This window comes from Pseudoalteromonas sp. 2CM39R (genome assembly GCF_023161845.1).
The window spans coordinates 252,767-268,797 of the sequence record NZ_JALNTM010000008.1 but is presented as its reverse complement, the minus strand read 5'-3'; the positions used below and the strand labels follow the sequence as shown (position 1 = coordinate 268,797).

The 16,031-nt window shown below is 42.3% G+C and carries 15 protein-coding genes; 9 read left to right on the top strand and 6 right to left on the bottom strand.

Features of this window, described 5'->3' with window-relative positions:
• The first annotated feature begins 24 nt into the window (after positions 1 to 24).
• From metA to MTF66_RS38605, 4 genes are all read left to right on the top strand, one after another.
• Entirely contained in the window at positions 25 to 972 is a 948-nt protein-coding gene (gene metA, locus MTF66_RS19335) for a homoserine O-succinyltransferase (RefSeq protein WP_062566720.1), read from the top strand.
• Complete coding sequence (locus tag MTF66_RS19330; protein WP_248528034.1) at positions 962 to 2,029, top strand: homocysteine S-methyltransferase family protein; 1,068 nt, start codon at positions 962 to 964, stop codon at positions 2,027 to 2,029. The genes metA and MTF66_RS19330 overlap by 11 nt, the downstream gene beginning before the upstream one ends.
• A 9-nt stretch (positions 2,030 to 2,038) precedes the next feature.
• Positions 2,039 to 4,669: a methionine synthase gene (gene metH / locus MTF66_RS19325; protein ID WP_248528030.1), complete on the top strand. Its 2,631-nt coding sequence runs from the start codon at positions 2,039 to 2,041 to the stop codon at positions 4,667 to 4,669.
• A 341-nt stretch (positions 4,670 to 5,010) separates the two neighbouring features.
• Positions 5,011 to 6,051 carry a GGDEF domain-containing protein gene (locus MTF66_RS38605; protein WP_248528027.1) on the top strand — a complete coding sequence of 347 codons (1,041 nt, stop codon included), beginning with the start codon at positions 5,011 to 5,013 and terminating at the stop codon, positions 6,049 to 6,051.
• A 40-nt stretch (positions 6,052 to 6,091) separates the two neighbouring features.
• On the opposite strand, the gene MTF66_RS19315 is transcribed toward MTF66_RS38605, so the two are convergent.
• Both MTF66_RS19315 and MTF66_RS19310 read right to left on the bottom strand, forming a co-directional pair.
• On the bottom strand, positions 6,092 to 6,289 hold the full coding sequence (locus MTF66_RS19315; protein WP_054562286.1) for a CsbD family protein: 198 nt from the start codon (positions 6,287 to 6,289) through the stop codon (positions 6,092 to 6,094).
• Positions 6,290 to 6,485: 196 nt separating this feature from the next.
• Positions 6,486 to 7,253, bottom strand: coding sequence for an ABC transporter substrate-binding protein (locus MTF66_RS19310; protein WP_248528026.1), 768 nt, complete (start codon positions 7,251 to 7,253; stop codon positions 6,486 to 6,488).
• Positions 7,254 to 7,422: 169 nt separating this feature from the next.
• On the opposite strand from MTF66_RS19310, the gene hrpB reads away from it, so the two are divergent.
• Positions 7,423 to 9,843 carry an ATP-dependent helicase HrpB gene (hrpB, locus tag MTF66_RS19305; protein ID WP_248528023.1) on the top strand — a complete coding sequence of 807 codons (2,421 nt, stop codon included), beginning with the start codon at positions 7,423 to 7,425 and terminating at the stop codon, positions 9,841 to 9,843.
• Between the two features lie 38 nt (positions 9,844 to 9,881).
• On the opposite strand, the gene MTF66_RS19300 is transcribed toward hrpB, so the two are convergent.
• Positions 9,882 to 10,184 carry a DNA-binding transcriptional regulator gene (locus tag MTF66_RS19300; RefSeq protein ID WP_248528022.1) on the bottom strand — a complete coding sequence of 101 codons (303 nt, stop codon included), beginning with the start codon at positions 10,182 to 10,184 and terminating at the stop codon, positions 9,882 to 9,884.
• Positions 10,177 to 10,551, bottom strand: a complete 375-nt coding sequence (locus MTF66_RS19295; protein ID WP_248528020.1) for a type II toxin-antitoxin system RelE/ParE family toxin — start codon at positions 10,549 to 10,551, stop codon at positions 10,177 to 10,179. Before MTF66_RS19295 ends, MTF66_RS19300 begins: the two co-directional genes overlap by 8 nt.
• 239 nt (positions 10,552 to 10,790) lie before the next feature.
• Here MTF66_RS19295 and MTF66_RS19290 point away from each other — a divergent pair, with 239 nt between their 5' ends.
• The gene (locus tag MTF66_RS19290; protein WP_248528017.1) at positions 10,791 to 11,228 is read left to right on the top strand and encodes an acyltransferase; all 438 of its coding nucleotides are present in this window, start codon (positions 10,791 to 10,793) and stop codon (positions 11,226 to 11,228) included.
• A gap of 4 nt (positions 11,229 to 11,232) precedes the next feature.
• On the opposite strand, the gene MTF66_RS19285 is transcribed toward MTF66_RS19290, so the two are convergent.
• Positions 11,233 to 12,324: an alkene reductase gene (locus MTF66_RS19285; RefSeq protein WP_248528014.1), complete on the bottom strand. Its 1,092-nt coding sequence runs from the start codon at positions 12,322 to 12,324 to the stop codon at positions 11,233 to 11,235.
• Positions 12,325 to 12,422: 98 nt separating this feature from the next.
• Complete coding sequence (locus MTF66_RS19280) at positions 12,423 to 13,310, bottom strand: LysR substrate-binding domain-containing protein (RefSeq protein ID WP_248528012.1); 888 nt, start codon at positions 13,308 to 13,310, stop codon at positions 12,423 to 12,425.
• Between the two features lie 110 nt (positions 13,311 to 13,420).
• Between MTF66_RS19280 and MTF66_RS19275 the strand changes: the two genes are divergently transcribed.
• The 3 genes from MTF66_RS19275 (at position 13,421) to betI (ending at position 16,030) form a co-directional block, all read left to right on the top strand.
• Entirely contained in the window at positions 13,421 to 14,602 is a 1,182-nt protein-coding gene (locus MTF66_RS19275) for an MFS transporter (protein ID WP_248528009.1), read from the top strand.
• 88 nt (positions 14,603 to 14,690) lie between these two features.
• Positions 14,691 to 15,158 carry a nuclear transport factor 2 family protein gene (locus MTF66_RS19270; RefSeq protein WP_248528006.1) on the top strand — a complete coding sequence of 156 codons (468 nt, stop codon included), beginning with the start codon at positions 14,691 to 14,693 and terminating at the stop codon, positions 15,156 to 15,158.
• A 281-nt stretch (positions 15,159 to 15,439) separates the two neighbouring features.
• A complete protein-coding gene (gene betI / locus MTF66_RS19265; RefSeq protein ID WP_055020667.1) occupies positions 15,440 to 16,030 on the top strand; it encodes a transcriptional regulator BetI in 591 nt (196 codons plus the stop codon).
• Position 16,031: the final 1 nt, after the last annotated feature.

The following is a 16,031-nucleotide window of genomic DNA, read 5'->3' as shown; positions in this document are numbered from 1 at the left end:
AGATAAGTATGCTCGGAGCCAGCTATGCCCATTACAGTAAAAGATGAATTGCCTGCCATTGCAAAGTTACGTCAAGAAAACGTGTTTGTAATGCCAAAAAGTCGTGCTAAAACGCAAGAAATCCGCCCAATGCGTTTGGCCATCTTAAACTTAATGCCAAACAAAGTTGAAACCGAAGTGCAGTTTATTCGCTTGTTAGCAAACTCACCGCTGCAAGTTAATGTTGAGCTGTTGCGCTTAGATACCCATCGCACCAGTAGTAACTCTGAACAGCACATGGATACGTTTTATCGTTATTTTTCAGAAGTGAAAGATAATAACTACGATGCCATGATCATAACAGGCGCGCCGCTTGCTCATTTAGAGTATGACGAAGTTGCTTACTGGGACGAACTAAAAGTTATTTTAGATTGGGCAGAGCAGCATGTTACGTCTACGCTGTTTTCGTGTTGGGCTGCCCATGCCGGTCTTTATCATCACTATGGCCTCAAACGTGATCTGAAACCAAACAAACTCAGTGGCGTATTTACCCATAAAAGCTATTTTGACCATGCAGCGCTAACACGTGGCTTTGATGATACCTTTTTAGTGCCACATTCTCGTTATGGTCATATTGATATCGATAAGATCAATGCCTGCGAAGAGCTGGTGGTGCTTGCCGGATCAGAGCGAGTAGGTGCCTACTTAATTAAAAATAAATCAGGCAGCCAAGTGTATATTACTGGCCATCCAGAGTACGATGCTCATACCTTAAAAGGGGAGTATTTACGTGACCAAGAAAAATCAGCGGATGCACCTAAGCCAGAAAATTACTTTCCTGACGATAACCCAGACAACGAACCGTCGAAAACGTGGCAAAGCCATGCCTTTTTATTGTTTTCGAATTGGTTAAACTATTATGTGTACCAAACTACACCGTATGATATTAACTTAGTTAGCCAAGATGTAAGGACTAACAACTATGCCGAGTAATGCAGTGAATAAACGCGAACAATTAACCGAGGCGCTGAAACAGCGAATTTTAATCCTCGATGGCGCGATGGGCACCATGATCCAAGAATATAAATTAGAAGAACCGGATTATCGCGGTGAGCGCTTTAAAGACTGGCACGTACTTATTAAAGGCAATAACGATTTATTAAGCCTAACTCAGCCAAAAATCATTGCTGATATTCACCGTGCTTACTTAGAAGCCGGTGCCGATATCATCGAAACCAACACCTTTAATGCCACGACTATTTCGATGGAAGATTACGATATGGCGAGCCTTAGCCGCGAAATCAACCTCGAGTCAGCGAAGCTTGCACGCAGCGTGTGTGATGAACTTGAAGCAAAAGATCCTAGCAAACCGCGTTATGTAGCCGGTGTACTTGGGCCAACGTCAAAAACCTGTTCTATTTCACCAGATGTAAATGACCCAGGTTATCGTAATATCAACTTTGATAAGCTGGTGGCTGCGTATGTTGAGTCAACACTGGCATTAATGGAAGGTGGTGCTGATCTTATTTTAATAGAAACCATCTTTGATACCCTTAATGCAAAAGCGGCTTCGTTCGCTGTAGAAGAAGCATTCGAGCAAGCTGGTCGTAGTTTACCTGTGATGATCTCGGGCACCATTACCGATGCCTCTGGCCGTACTTTATCAGGGCAAACCACAGAAGCATTTTATAACTCAATCCGTCATATCAAACCGCTATCAATTGGCCTTAACTGCGCCCTTGGCCCTGACTTACTGCGCCAGTATGTTGAAGAGTTATCGCGCGTTTGTGAAACTTTTACCTCGGTGCATCCAAATGCCGGTTTACCGAACGAGTTTGGCGAATATGATTTAGAAGCCCCTGAAATGGCAAAAGAAATTATCGACTGGGGCAAGTCTGGCTTTATCAATATTGTAGGTGGTTGTTGTGGTACCACACCGGCTCATATTAAGGCATTTGCGAAAGGCCTTGAAGGTGTAAAGCCTCGCCAATTACCTGAGCTTGAAGTGCGTATGCGCTTATCGGGCCTTGAAGCGTGTAACTTAAACTAGGAAACCGACATGACTGACCAAATTGCTGTATTTACTAACGTCGGTGAGCGTACCAATGTAACAGGCTCGGCTAAGTTTAAGCGCTTGATCATGGAAGAAGATTACGAGACCGCTCTCGATGTTGCCCGTGAACAAGTAGAAAATGGCGCGCAAGTGATTGATATCAACATGGATGAAGCCATGTTGGACTCGAAAGCGGCGATGATAAAGTTTTTAAACTTAATTGCCTCAGAGCCTGATATCTCAAAAGTACCTATCATGGTCGACTCATCTAAATGGGACGTGATTGAAGCAGGCTTAAAGTGTATTCAAGGTAAGGCCATTGTTAACTCTATTTCACTTAAAGAAGGTGAAGAGCCGTTCATCCGCCAAGCTAAGTTAATTAAACGCTTTGGTGCTGCTGCGGTTGTAATGGCGTTTGATGAAACCGGACAAGCAGAAACTGCTGATCGTAAGTTCGAGATTTGTCAGCGTAGTTACAAAATACTCGTTGATGATATTGGCTTTCCGCCAGAAGACATTATTTTTGACCCGAACATTTTTGCCGTCGCAACGGGCATTGAAGAGCACGATAACTACGCTGTTGAGTTTATCGAAGGTACGCGTCGAATTAAGCAAGGCTTACCGCACTGTAAAGTGTCGGGGGGTGTATCGAATGTGTCGTTCTCGTTCCGTGGTAATAACCCAGTACGTGAAGCTATTCACTCTGTGTTTTTATACCACGCGATTAAAGCGGGTATGGACATGGGCATTGTAAATGCGGGCCAATTAGCGGTTTACGACGATATCCCTGAAGAGCTGCGCAAAGCTGTAGAAGATGTGATCCTCAATACCGACCCAGGTGCTGGTGAGCGACTTGTTGAACTTGCACCAAAGTACTCAGGTATGGCGCAAGCAGAGAAAGTTGAAGATTTAGAATGGCGTACTTGGCCTGTTGAAAAGCGCCTAGAACATGCGTTAGTAAAAGGCATTACCGAATACATCGATGAAGATACCGAAGAGTGCCGCAAGAGCAAAGCTAAGCCTATCGAAGTGATCGAAGGCCCGCTTATGGACGGCATGAATGTAGTAGGTGACTTATTTGGCGCGGGTAAAATGTTCTTACCGCAGGTTGTTAAGTCTGCACGTGTGATGAAGCGTGCCGTTGCCTATCTTGACCCTTTCATTGAAGCCGAAAAAGAAGAGGGCGCAACCAATGGTAAAGTGGTTATGGCAACTGTTAAGGGCGATGTACACGACATTGGTAAGAACATTGTAGGCGTTGTACTGCAATGTAATAACTACGAGGTTATTGACCTTGGTGTGATGGTGCCAGCAGAGAAAATCTTGCAAACCGCCATTGACGAAAAAGCCGACATTATTGGTTTATCAGGGCTGATTACCCCATCACTTGATGAAATGGTGCATGTTGCTAAAGAAATGACCCGTCGTGGTTTTGAATTACCGTTACTGATTGGTGGTGCAACAACCTCTAAAGCGCATACTGCGGTTAAAATTGAGCCTCAGTATGATAAAGGTGTGGTTTATGTAAATAACGCCAGCCGCGCTGTTGGGGTGGTTTCTAATTTATTGTCGAAAGAGTTAAAGCCGGCATTTTTAGAGAAAACCAAGGCTGAGTATGAAAAAGTACGTGAACAACAAGCACGTAAAAAGCCGCGCTCAAAACCAGTTACTTTACAGCGTGCCCGCGACAACGCTGTAAAACTTGATTGGGACAACTACACACCACCTGTGCCGAAAAAGCTGGGTGTGACTGAGTTTAAAGATGTTTCGATTGCGACGTTAAGACAGTACATCGACTGGACTCCTTATTTCATGACGTGGTCAATCGCTGGTAAGTACCCACGTATTCTTGAAGATGAAATTGTAGGTGAACAGGCTAAAAGCTTATTCGCTGATGCCAACGCAATGCTTGATGAGCTTGAGCAATCAGGTGCGCTACAACCTCTAGGTGTCATTGGTTTATTCCCTGCAAACCGAGTAGGGGATGACATTGAGATTTACACCGATGAGTCGCGTACAACGCTTTTAACTACATCGTGTCATTTACGTCAGCAAACGGAAAAAACCGACTTTGCTAACTACTGTTTAGCTGATTATATTGCGCCAAAAGGCACTCCTGATTACTTTGGTGCTTTTGCGGTTACTGGTGGTCTTGAAGAAGACGACCTTGCCGATGCCTTTGATGCTAAGCAAGATGATTATAATAAGATTATGGTTAAAGCCGTTGCAGATCGCTTGGCTGAGGCGTTTGCTGAATATTTGCATGAGCAAGTGCGTAAAGAGTATTGGAGCTATGCGGTAGATGAAAATCTATCGAACGATGAACTTATTCGTGAAAACTACCAAGGTATTCGCCCTGCGCCAGGTTATCCTGCTTGTCCTGAACATACAGAGAAGAAGAAAATCTGGCAGTTACTTAATACCGAACAGCGTATTGGCATGAAGCTAACCAGTTCATATGCAATGTGGCCGGGTGCGGCGGTTTCTGGTTGGTATTTCTCTCACCCTGAAGCTAAGTACTACGCAGTGGCGCAAATTCAAAAAGATCAGGTAGAAGATTACGCTAAGCGTACCAACATGACTCTTGCAGAAGCTGAGCGTTGGTTGTCGCCTAATTTGGGCTATGAACCAGAATAATAACCTTTAGTTATTAGCTTTTGTTTAAATTAAAAACGAGCCCCAAATGGCTCGTTTTTTATGCCTATTTTTTATCATACTTTTTTCTTTTTAATTGTTTTAATACTGGCAAATTCCTTCTAATTTATATATTTGTGTTAAAGTTATACCAATTCGCTTAATAAAGTGGTCTATTTTGAGGCAATAAAACCTCGTTGATAACAAGGCAAAAATTTCGTTATTTAGTTGTTCTAAATCAGAAATTTTTAACGCAGGTAGCGACAGGTTTAATCCCTCAAAATGATTAAGTATTATTGCGGATTGGTATTATTGAGATTGATCAAGAAATCTAAGGTGAAATTGTGATTGATACAGTGAATGCAAGTGACAAAGATAAAGCACGATTTTTACGTGTTTTTGCATTTATTGGTTCGATCACCTCGTTTTTAATGGCGATCACCAGCTATCAAGATGGTTACCATGCCCTTAGCTATTTATTGATTATTGGCGGATTTGTGTTTGCCTCACCTTTTGTCATTAAAAATCGTGACGAAACCATCGCAGTACTTATGCTGTACGCCCTCTATTCGATGATGTGTTTTTTAATTGTCTCTGGAGGTAGTAATGGCACGGGACCATTGTGGTTATTTATTGTATCTCCCGTGACCTTTTTTATTCGTGGTTTAAAGCGCGGAGCATTTGATCTTATCTTGCTTGCCAGTATTATCTCGGTGCTTTTCTATTTTACCGATCAATTTGGTTATTACAGTTATCCGAGTCACTACTTTCCTACTCGGGTCATGCTGTGTTTCTCGATTTTATGTATTTTGGCTGGCTTCTACGAATATTACCGTAACAAATACAGTTTGCAGTTAATGGAACAACTTAAGCTTAATCAAAAGCTGGCTCGTACTGACGCAATGACAGAACTCGCTAACCGTCGCTACGCAACAGAATGCTTGCAAAATAAGCGCTTTGGCGAAGGGGCAGTGTTCTTGCTGATGGATGTTGATAACTTTAAACAAATCAACGATACCTACGGTCATCAAGTGGGCGATGAGGTACTAATATTTTTCGCTGATGTATTTAAGAACGTATGCACAGAAGAAGATGTTATTTCCCGTTGGGGCGGCGAAGAGTTTTTAATTGTGATCCCAACAGGGCATGAGCTCAGAGCCAGAAAAGTCGCTGAAAAAATTCATAAGAAGCTCGCTGAAAAACCATTTACGAGCGGCCAGCATCGGTTTCATGTTACCTTAAGTATTGGCTTGTACGTGCGCGTCGCTGATGAGAGCATGGATCACTGTTTGAACATTGCCGATAAACGGCTTTACCGCGCTAAATCGCAAGGTAAAAATCAAACGGTTGCTGAAGTCGATTTAGCAAAGCATGAGCCTGCTTGATAAATAAAGCCGCAATTAGCGGCTTTATTGATTGCTCAAATTAATGGCTTTTTTCAAAGTCGCTGACTTCACGCTCAGCTTCTTCCTTAGATTTACCGTATTTTTGCTGAAGTTTACCAACCAGCTCTTTACGGCTACCTTCAATTTTATCTAAATCATCATCGGTAAGGTCACCCCATTTACGTTGTGCTTTACCTTTAAGCTCTTTCCAGTTGCCTTCTAAACGATCGCTGTTCATCATAATCTCCTTACTTTGTTAAACATTCATCTTAGTAAGAGCAATCGCTGTACCAATTTGATGAAATTTATTAACTGATTGATTTATAATTATTTTATGCTTTTGCATATAATGAGTGGAATTTAAAAGTTTGCAATTACTACGTAGTTTTTAGAATTAGCCTGTAATATTTTCTGTTACGCTAGTTTTTAGATACTTAGTGGCTCTTAGATGTATAGCGATTGATTATCCGCGTGTATTCTTCAGTTGATTTTAGTTTACGCAAGCTCTCGTTAAACAGGTCTCTTAAGGCTTCGTCTCGAAATAAAAAGCCACTGGGGTTTTTGCCAAATAACGCAAATCGTTGCACAGGTTTAGAGACATCAATTTCGTCATTGATATTAATTAACGCTCGATAATAATCAAAAATTTTACCGTCCATCTGGATTACCTCGTAGCGCTCTCGATACAAAAGCTGTACTTGTGCAAGTTGATCATAGGTTTCTGCGTATTGTGGGTTTTCTCTGGCCATTGCTTGATATTCTGGTGAGAGTAATTCTTTTGCACCTTGCCATGAAAGAACACTAAAGTGTTTTAATTGTGCAATAGAGCTAAGCTGCAGGTTTTGCTTGGCCAGACTAAAAGCAAAGTTCTCGTAGCTGTAAGCAATATCTGAAAAGTAACCGCTCATTTGATGGGTTTCGATAACTTTTTCATTAATATCAGACACAACATCAACTAAGTTCTCAGTATACAAAGGGATCCGCCTTGCATAGGGAACGTAGACAAAGTGTATTTGATAACCGTGAACACCGAGCGTCGCGCGAAGTAAGTCAGGAATAATGCCTGTGTTGTCTTCAACCATGACCCAAGGTGGTAGTGTATTGCCAAGTGCAACCGTAATTTTTTGCTGACTAAATGCTTTTTGAAACGGGAAAACTAAAAGTAGCAAGGTGATTAAAATACGGGTGTAAATCCTGAACAAGTTAATTCCTTATTCTGATTTTTGTTTGGTCGTTTAATCAAGAATAAGTCTAAACTGGCAGAATGCAATGTTTTCACTTCTAAAGCCCGAGATAGAAAATAAGCCTATAGCCATCGCAATTTTTAGTTTTTTGATACAATGCGTGAAAAGAAAGTAAGAGATACCTAACGTGCTGCCAGTTCAAGATATTTATCAATCCCTGTTAACCACATTACAGAGTAACCCAATGGCCTTATTGCAAGCGCCACCGGGAGCGGGTAAATCGACATGGCTGCCTCTTACCTTAATGCGCGAAGGGCACTTTAAACGCATTGTTATGTTAGAGCCAAGACGACTGGCCGCACGCAATATTGCCCAGTATTTGGCAAGTCAGCAGAATGAAAAAGTCGGTGACAGTGTCGGCTTACGCATTCGTGGCGAATCAAAAGTAAGTTCTACAACTAAACTCGAAATTGTCACTGAAGGCATGCTGACGCGTATGTTGCAAAATGACCCAGAGCTTAGTGATGTAGACTTACTTATTTTTGATGAGTTTCACGAGCGCTCAATTGCCGCAGATACGGCTTTGGCATTTGCCCTCGAAACACAGGCTGCACTTCGCGATGATTTAAAAATCTTACTGATGTCGGCAACCTTAGACGGCGAACGTTACAGTGAGTTTTTCAGCTGTCCGATTATTTCATCACAAGGACGAAGCTACCCAATTGATGAAGTGTATACTCCACTTAAAGACGAAAGCCGCTGGCTCGATGACATACCTGCACTAATAAAACAGGCGCTTAGTGAGCAAACGGGCAGTGCTTTAGTATTTTTACCAGGGCAGCGTGAAATCATGCGCGTTCAGCAGTCTTTAAATGATTTAAATGATAGCGTCGAAGTATTTAGCTTGTATGGTGAGCAAAATAAAAACGAGCAACAAGCTGCTATTGCGCCTGCTAAAAGTGGCAAACGCAAAGTGGTATTAACCACCAATGTCGCTGAAACCAGTTTGACCATTGAAGGAATACGCATTGTGGTTGATAGCGGCAAACGCCGTGCAGCCAATTTCAATTTAAAAACCGGTGTTACAGAGCTCGTTACGCAAAGTATTTCTCGTTCTTCTGCCATTCAGCGCGCTGGTCGTGCTGGGCGAATTGAGCCGGGGGTTGTGTATCGATTAGGCTCTAAACAAACTTTTGAGCGCCGTAATAGCCATGATGCACCAGAAATTCTGACCAGTGATATTAGTCAGTTGTTATTAGAGGCAAAGCAGTGGGGGGCGTCACTTGCTGAGCTTAGCTTACTCGACCCACCTAGTAGCCAGCAGATTGAACAGGCAACGGCACTTTTGAAAATGCTCGAAGCCATTGATGAAAATGAAAAGCTAACAGCCCTCGGTAGCCAAATGCTGAGCTATGGAGCCGATATTCGTCTCTCACACATGCTCATTAAGGCAAAGCAACTAGAGCAGCGCATGCCTGGTATTTATGTATTAGCGGGGTATTTAACTGCACTGCTTGAAAGCCGCATTAGTATGCCTGCGGATCTTAATTTGGCATTGCATAGTCAGCACAGCAAACCGCACCCAGTATTTAAGCAGCAATTAAATTATTGGCTATCGCGCTTGCAACTCAAGCCGGTTAATGAGCTCAAAACAGAGTACTTGTCGCTGCTGGTGGCACTTGCCTTTCCTGACCGCCTCGCCAAAAAGCGCGGTAATGGTTGTTTACTTGCCAATGGTGCTGGCGCCGATTTAAGTGAGGAGTTTTGGCATAACGATGACTATATTGCCATTGCGCATATGGGCGGCCATAAGGGTAACCGTGTTTTTGCTGCTGTTGCCTTTATGCCAAATGAGCTTGAAGATGAGCTTTCGCATTTATTTACTGAGCAAACTCGCTGCGAGTACGATGAAAAAGCAGGGCGTTTTATCCATCAAGATGAGCTCAAGCTGGGTGCCATCACAATAGCGAGTCAACCAAGTAAACAGCCACTAGATAAAAACGAGCGCACCAAAGCGTGGTTAAATTTATTTAGTAAGCGGGGCTTTTCGTTATTTAATGAACAGCCCGATAGTGAGCAGTTACTTATTCGAATGAGCTTGGCAAGTAAGCTGTTACCAGAGTCATTCCCGCTTTTAAATAAAGATGATTTAAGTGCCGATAGCCAATGGCTTGCACCTTATTTGGATGATATTAAAAACCTTGAGCAATTAAAAAAGTTCAATTACAGCGAAGCGATTAAAAGCTGTTTTGATTGGCAGCAGCAAAGTTTATTGAATGAATTGCTCCCCTTACGATTAACGGTGCCAAGTGGTTCAAATGTAAAAGTGACCTATCAACTTGATGGTCCTGCGAAGCTCAGTGTGCGCATGCAAGAAGTGTATGGCATGACCAGCACGCCTTTGCTGGCCCAAGGTAAACTGCCATTATTAATGGAGCTATTATCACCAGCGAGGCGACCGCTGCAGTTAACTCAAGACTTAGCTAACTTTTGGCAAACGAGTTACCGTGATGTACAAAAAGAAATGAAAGGACGTTATCCAAAACATTTTTGGCCAGATAACCCTGCCACCAGCCAAGCGACTAATAAAGTAAAAAGTAAGATGTGATTTTAATGAAATGATTTTTACAGCGCTTTGGATTAGGCTTAAGCGATTGCTTCTAACCCTTTTTGCTCTGCCAGAGTGAGCATTTTCAATGCTGCTCCTCTTGGTGAGCTATCACCTTGCTCCCATTTTTTAACTAACTTGTCACTGACATTTAAGTATTGAGCAAAAACCGGTTGTGAAAGATTGTATTTCAGTCTTAAGTTACGAACTTGTTCGGGGGTAAATTCATGAACACTTGTAAGGCATAATGCGTCAAATTTACGCATCGTCGTTTTGTCTATAACTCCTGACTTTTTTAATCCACTCACTGTTTTGTGAACTGACTTTAATATGTCACTCATGATCATCACCTACAATTAAAAGTTCGCCATCATCGACTAGTTGTTCAAGTTCACTTTGGGAAAATCGAATAAACTCTTTTGCTAACTCTTTTAATGCTAATTTTTCTTTAGCATTTATATTAGCTCTAGCGTTTTTAGCAAACGCATAGAGAAAGAAATATTTATCACCAATTACCGCCCCGACGATAGTTCTATAACCAGTTCTTTTTCCTTTACTGCCCATGGCTACGCGCTTTTTATAGACATTACCACCTAGGTCTGCATCGTAAAGGCCTGCTGACATCTCTCTGCAAGCGTTTATTAAATCAGCATCAGACAGGCTTTCTTTTTTCGTGCGCGAAACAAAATCCTTTGTTTTATAAATCATAGTATACTCCGTTAGGGTACACTTTCAATGTTTCACTCAGTAGCAAGTCAATGATAATGAAGTTTTCATTGGTGTCCCTCTAATGTTGATAGCAGAAGTAATGGCTGATTACCAGCTATCTATCTGCGCAAAACCAATACGAATAAAATAAACCGTTACAATTTCCAGCCTTGTTTTGGTTTCTCTTTTGTTGGTTGTTTAGTAGTCTGAATTTGTCATTAGTAAAAAAGAGAAAGCCCGTGTCTGCAGCTATTACCCTTGGTCAATACGTTAAAAAACGCACAGGTGTGCCCCTTGGGCATAAAGATTCGTTGCGCAATATGCTGACACGTTCTCTAGGTGCTAGCTCATTTTATTTGTTTTGGCGATATTGGAATCCGGTCTGGAGCTATTATTTATCTCGGTTTGTAATGAAGCCTTGCAATGATTTTATGCCGGTTTGGTGTGCGGTTGTTGTTACTTTTGCAGTCAGTGGGGCGCTGCACGATTTAGCTGTGAGTTTAGTGAAGTTAAAGCCACTATTCTTTTTTACTCCTTGGTTTACTGTGATGGGCGTGTTGGTATTAGTAAGCAAGTACAGCCAACTCCAGTTTAGCTCTGCTCCTTGGTGGTTAAGAGCGCTCGCCAACATCAGCTTTATTGTATTGAGCTTTTGGTTGACGAGCCACCTTTTTTAGCGCGTTACTGCGTTGCTAAAGGGTAGTCAGTGTAACCTTTAGCACCTCCTCCAAATAAGGTATCTGGATCATGCTTCGCAAGTTCAATGCCTTGTTCAATACGAGCTGGCAGATCTGGGTTTGCAACAAACGGGCGACCAAAACCTATTAAATCAGCCCAGCCTGCGGCTAGTGCTTGCTCTGCTTTATCGCCAGTGTATTTGCCCGCATAAATCATTAATCCAGCATAGTTTTCACGTAGCGCTTGCTTAAAGCTTTGCTCCATTAAAGGCGCATCATCCCAATCAGCTTCAGCAATGTGCAGGTAAGCAACGTTGAGTTCATTGAGTACTTTTGCTGCGCCAATATAGGTTTCGAATGGGTTATCATCGACCGTCCCATTGAGGGTTGTGAGTGGAGCAAGGCGTACGCCAACACGCTCAGCACCAATTTCATCACAAACTGCTTGTGTCACTTGTTGTAAAAAGCGTAAGCGGTTTTCCAAACTGCCGCCGTATTCATCAGTGCGTTGGTTTGACTCTGAATCAATAAATTGATTAATTAAGTAACCATTGGCAGCGTGAAGTTCAATACCATCAAACCCTGCATCAACTGCATTACGGGCTGCTTGGCGGTATTCGTTTATAACCTGTTTGATGTCGTCATGGCTCATTGCGCGAGGCTGTGCTGTGGCAACAAAGTCGGGTTTGTCATCTTCATCAATAAAAACTTTAACGTCTTTAGCTGCAATAGCTGATGGCGCAATTGGTTGCTCGCCACCTGTGTTACTTGGGTGAGACACTCGGCCAACATGCCAAAGCTGAGCGAACATAATGCCACCAGCTTGATGAACTTTGTCGGTTACTTTCTTCCAACCAGCAATTTGCTCGGCAGTATAAATACCCGGTGTCCAAGCATAACCCTTACCTAGGGCTGATATTTGTGTGCCTTCGCTGATAATTAAGCCGGCGCTGGCACGTTGTGCATAGTAGTCAGCCATTAACTCATTGGCGATATCACCCGGTTGTGATGAGCGAGAGCGGGTCATCGGTGGCATAACAATGCGGTTTTTTAATGTATGACCGGCAAGTTGTACGGTATCGAATAATTTGTTCATTACGGCTCCTTGAAAGCGAATATGCTTTCAGCATAACGAAAATTATTTATGAAATTAATGCCAGTAATCACAAAACACTTTTGTTAAAAATGCAAAAACTACAGCGTTAACCTTGGGGCTATAAAGTCTAAAAATGCTAATACTCGTGATGACACACCGCTGTTTTGGTAATACACCGCATGCACTTTTTCGCGGCGATTAGGGCTCAGTACCTCGCCTTCGAGCACTTTTACTAAACGGCCTGCTTTTAAATCTTCGTTGATCATAAATTCCGACAACAAGGTAATGCCATGGCCCTGTATACAAAGCTGGCGCACAGTTTCACCACTTGATGCACTGATTGAAAATTTAAGGTCTAAAGGCGTGGTTAGCGGCCAGTGATTTAAATGCGGCGCATCGGTAAAACCAATAAGTTGTTGCGAGACTAAATCGGTTAGCTCATCTAATGGCGGTGCCGCTTTTAAATAGTCAGGGCTGGCAACGAGCTGTAACTTGCTAACTCCCAAAGTGCGTGCATGCAAGTTTGAGTCAGCAAGTTCGCCAATACGAATAGCAATATCGGTTTTATGCTCAAGTAAATCGATAATGTTGTCGTGGCTGGTGATCTCAAGTTTTATGTCAGGATAAGCTTGGTTAAAGGCTTTTAAATGTGGTGCTAATTGGTGAAACACAAAAGGACTTGCAGCATCGACTCTTAATTTTCCTGATGGCGCACAGTGCAGAAGCTTTAAGGCTTCTTCGCCTTGTGCAAGCTGACTCAGTGCTTCTCTAGCATAGCCTAAAAATAACTGGCCTTCTTCGGTCAGCTCAATGCGTCTTGTAGTGCGGTTGAATAAGGTAACGTTTAAGGATTTCTCGAGCCGAGTTACCGCCCGTGATATTTTTGCTACTTGCTCATCTAATGCATTGGCTGCACTTGAGAACCCGCCGGTATCAACCACGCTAATAAATGCTTCTAAATCTTGGGTGTTGGAGGTCACGCTCATGGTTTTACCTTTTCATTTTTGACAAAAGTATTTTGTCACTACTGCTATTTTTTGCAAATTTAATTTTAGCCACAATAGCCGCACTTTCAAAATTAAACAGAGGATATGTGATGCCAATAGCATTACTTGCGTTAACTCTCAGTGCGTTTGCCATAGGCACCACTGAGTTTGTGATTGTCGGCTTAGTGCCAACCATCGCTAATGATTTAGCGGTTTCGTTACCGAGTGCCGGGCTACTTGTTAGCTTGTACGCATTAGGGGTTGCGGTGGGGGCGCCAGTATTAACCGCGCTTACCGGACGCTGGAATCGAAAACATGTATTACTTAGCTTAATGAGCCTATTTGTAATTGGTAATTTACTGGCTTGGCAAGCACCTAGTTATGGCAGCTTGATCACCGCAAGGATTCTAACAGGCCTTGCCCATGGGGTGTTTTTCTCAATTGGTTCAACGATCGCTACTGGGCTTGTCAGTAAAGATAAAGAAGCCAGTGCCATTGCGATTATGTTTACGGGGTTAACGGTTGCATTAGTAACCGGTGTGCCATTAGGGACTTGGATTGGTCAGCACTTTGGTTGGCGAGCGACCTTTTTAGTAGTGTCTTTACTGGGCTTAATTGCACTTATTGGTAGCGCGTTTTTAATTCCTAGCAACTTAAAGCAAAGTAAACCGGCTACTTTGGGTGAGCAGCTAAAAGTAATGGTGCAACCTAGGCTTTTACTGGTGTACTTGATGACCATACTTGGTTATGGCGGCACATTTACTGCCTTTACCTATTTAGCGCCCATTTTAGAGCAGCAAACTGGATTTGCATCAGCCACCATTAGCTTAATCATGCTGGTATATGGGGTATCGGTTGCTGTTGGTAATATTTATGGCGGTAAGTTAGCCGATAAAAAAGGCCCCATTAGTGCGCTGACCATTATCTTTAGTGCTTTGAGTATTGTGCTCTTGTTGCTGACCTTTACCATGCAATCTAAAGTCGCTGCGGTACTGACCATACTTGTATGGGGGGCATTTGCGTTTGGTAATGTGCCTGGGCTGCAAGTATATGTGGTTAAACTTGCCGAAAAGTTCACCCCCAATGCCGTCGATGTGGCCTCAGGGTTAAACATTGCAGCGTTTAATATCGGTATTGCGCTGGGCTCAGTGTTAGGTGGCGTTGTCGTTGAAAACTACTCATTGCAAGACACTGCTTGGATTGGCGCTATCATCAGTTTAGCTGCGTTAATTGCAACACGATATAGCGGTTATTTAGATAAACGCGAGATCCCAAAGCCACAAACAGCTTAAACTAATATATTGATAGTTCGGGGCTTTGTCGTTATTTTAGGTTCGTAGTTTGATTATTAGTCAATAACTAAAACCACAAGGAATAACGATGAAGCACCTTTATTTTCTAGCTATTTGTTTGTTTAGCACATTTAGCAGCCAAGCAAAGCAAGCTAACCCAGCGCTCACAGCATTAGCACAACAGTACTTTATTACCATGGTTGCAACACAAGCACCCAATGCCACCAACAAAGAGTTAGAAGCCTTTTTAGCTTTATTAACTGACGATGTAGCAAACCAACACTTACCTTATCAAACAGATGATTCTAGAGAGCCAGATGGCAAAGCGATGATGCGTAAAGGCATGACTTTTTACCTTGGGGCACACACTGAATACCAAGCAAACTTACTCGATACCTTTATTTTTAATGATTCTGCCATTGCCTTGCGTTATACCCATCATGCTAAAGGTACACACCCGCAAAACCAGCAAGAAATTGAATACACGCAGACCATTATGGATGTGCTCGAAATCGAAGATGGCAAGATAGCGGTGATTCGTAAATACCACGAATGAGCTTAGCCTAACATGAGCGCTTTTATAAGCGCTTTTTTATTAAAAATACGCCTGCAATAAATATTCTCTTTTTTCCGCATTTCAGCCTAAATTCATACTTTTTAGGCTTTATTTTGAATAAATTTAAAACTTTTTTATATATCTGATAATGAGCGTAAGAACAGTGGGTTAGCTTAACTTACGAGTATAGCTTTGCGGCTGTTTACAATTTGTCAACCTTGAATTGCCATGCTCATTACCTTAACCTTTATTTTAATTGAACGTTCAATCAATAAAAAATTATGCCGAAAGTTGGAATGGAACCTGTTCGTCGTCAGCAGTTAATTGACGCCACAATAGAGTCGGTTGCAGAGCTTGGTTTGCAAGGCACCACCATAAATAGCATTAGTAAAAAGGCAGGCTTATCGTCTGGCATTATCAGTCATTATTTTGGTGGTAAGCAGGGCTTAATTGAAGCCACTGTGCGTTATTTATTGACCAGCTTAAAGCAAGCACTTTTGAATCAAGTAACGCCACAAACTAGTCCAGAGCAACGATTAATGTTTATCGTTGAAGCAAACTTTTCGCGTATTCAGCAGCAAAGCAACAACACCAAAACTTGGTTGAGCTTTTGGGCGCATTCAATGCACGACGCCCAGTTGCATCGCTTACAAAACGTAAATAGTAAACGTTTATTTAGTAACTTATTAAGCTCATTCAAACAGTTAATGAGCGATAGCGATGCCAATTTAGCTGCTGAGCTAAGTGCAGCCATGATCGATGGTTTATGGCTAAGAGCCGTATTAAGTAAGTCAGACCAAGATCAATTCGAAAATTGTGAGCGATTAGCCAAAGACTACATTCGTTCACTGATAAAACAGTATGGAGCCTAAA

Coding starts and splice junctions, on each gene's coding strand:
- MTF66_RS19275 (WP_248528009.1), top strand. CDS start 13,421: ATGCCAATAGCATTACTTGCGTTAACTCTCAGTGCGTTTGCCATAGGC.
- MTF66_RS19295 (WP_248528020.1), bottom strand. CDS start 10,551: ATGATTTATAAAACAAAGGATTTTGTTTCGCGCACGAAAAAAGAAAGC.
- MTF66_RS19285 (WP_248528014.1), bottom strand. CDS start 12,324: ATGAACAAATTATTCGATACCGTACAACTTGCCGGTCATACATTAAAA.
- metH (WP_248528030.1), top strand. CDS start 2,039: ATGACTGACCAAATTGCTGTATTTACTAACGTCGGTGAGCGTACCAAT.
- MTF66_RS19280 (WP_248528012.1), bottom strand. CDS start 13,310: ATGAGCGTGACCTCCAACACCCAAGATTTAGAAGCATTTATTAGCGTG.
- MTF66_RS19300 (WP_248528022.1), bottom strand. CDS start 10,184: ATGAGTGACATATTAAAGTCAGTTCACAAAACAGTGAGTGGATTAAAA.
- MTF66_RS19315 (WP_054562286.1), bottom strand. CDS start 6,289: ATGAACAGCGATCGTTTAGAAGGCAACTGGAAAGAGCTTAAAGGTAAA.
- metA (WP_062566720.1), top strand. CDS start 25: ATGCCCATTACAGTAAAAGATGAATTGCCTGCCATTGCAAAGTTACGT.
- MTF66_RS19330 (WP_248528034.1), top strand. CDS start 962: ATGCCGAGTAATGCAGTGAATAAACGCGAACAATTAACCGAGGCGCTG.
- betI (WP_055020667.1), top strand. CDS start 15,440: ATGCCGAAAGTTGGAATGGAACCTGTTCGTCGTCAGCAGTTAATTGAC.
- MTF66_RS19270 (WP_248528006.1), top strand. CDS start 14,691: ATGAAGCACCTTTATTTTCTAGCTATTTGTTTGTTTAGCACATTTAGC.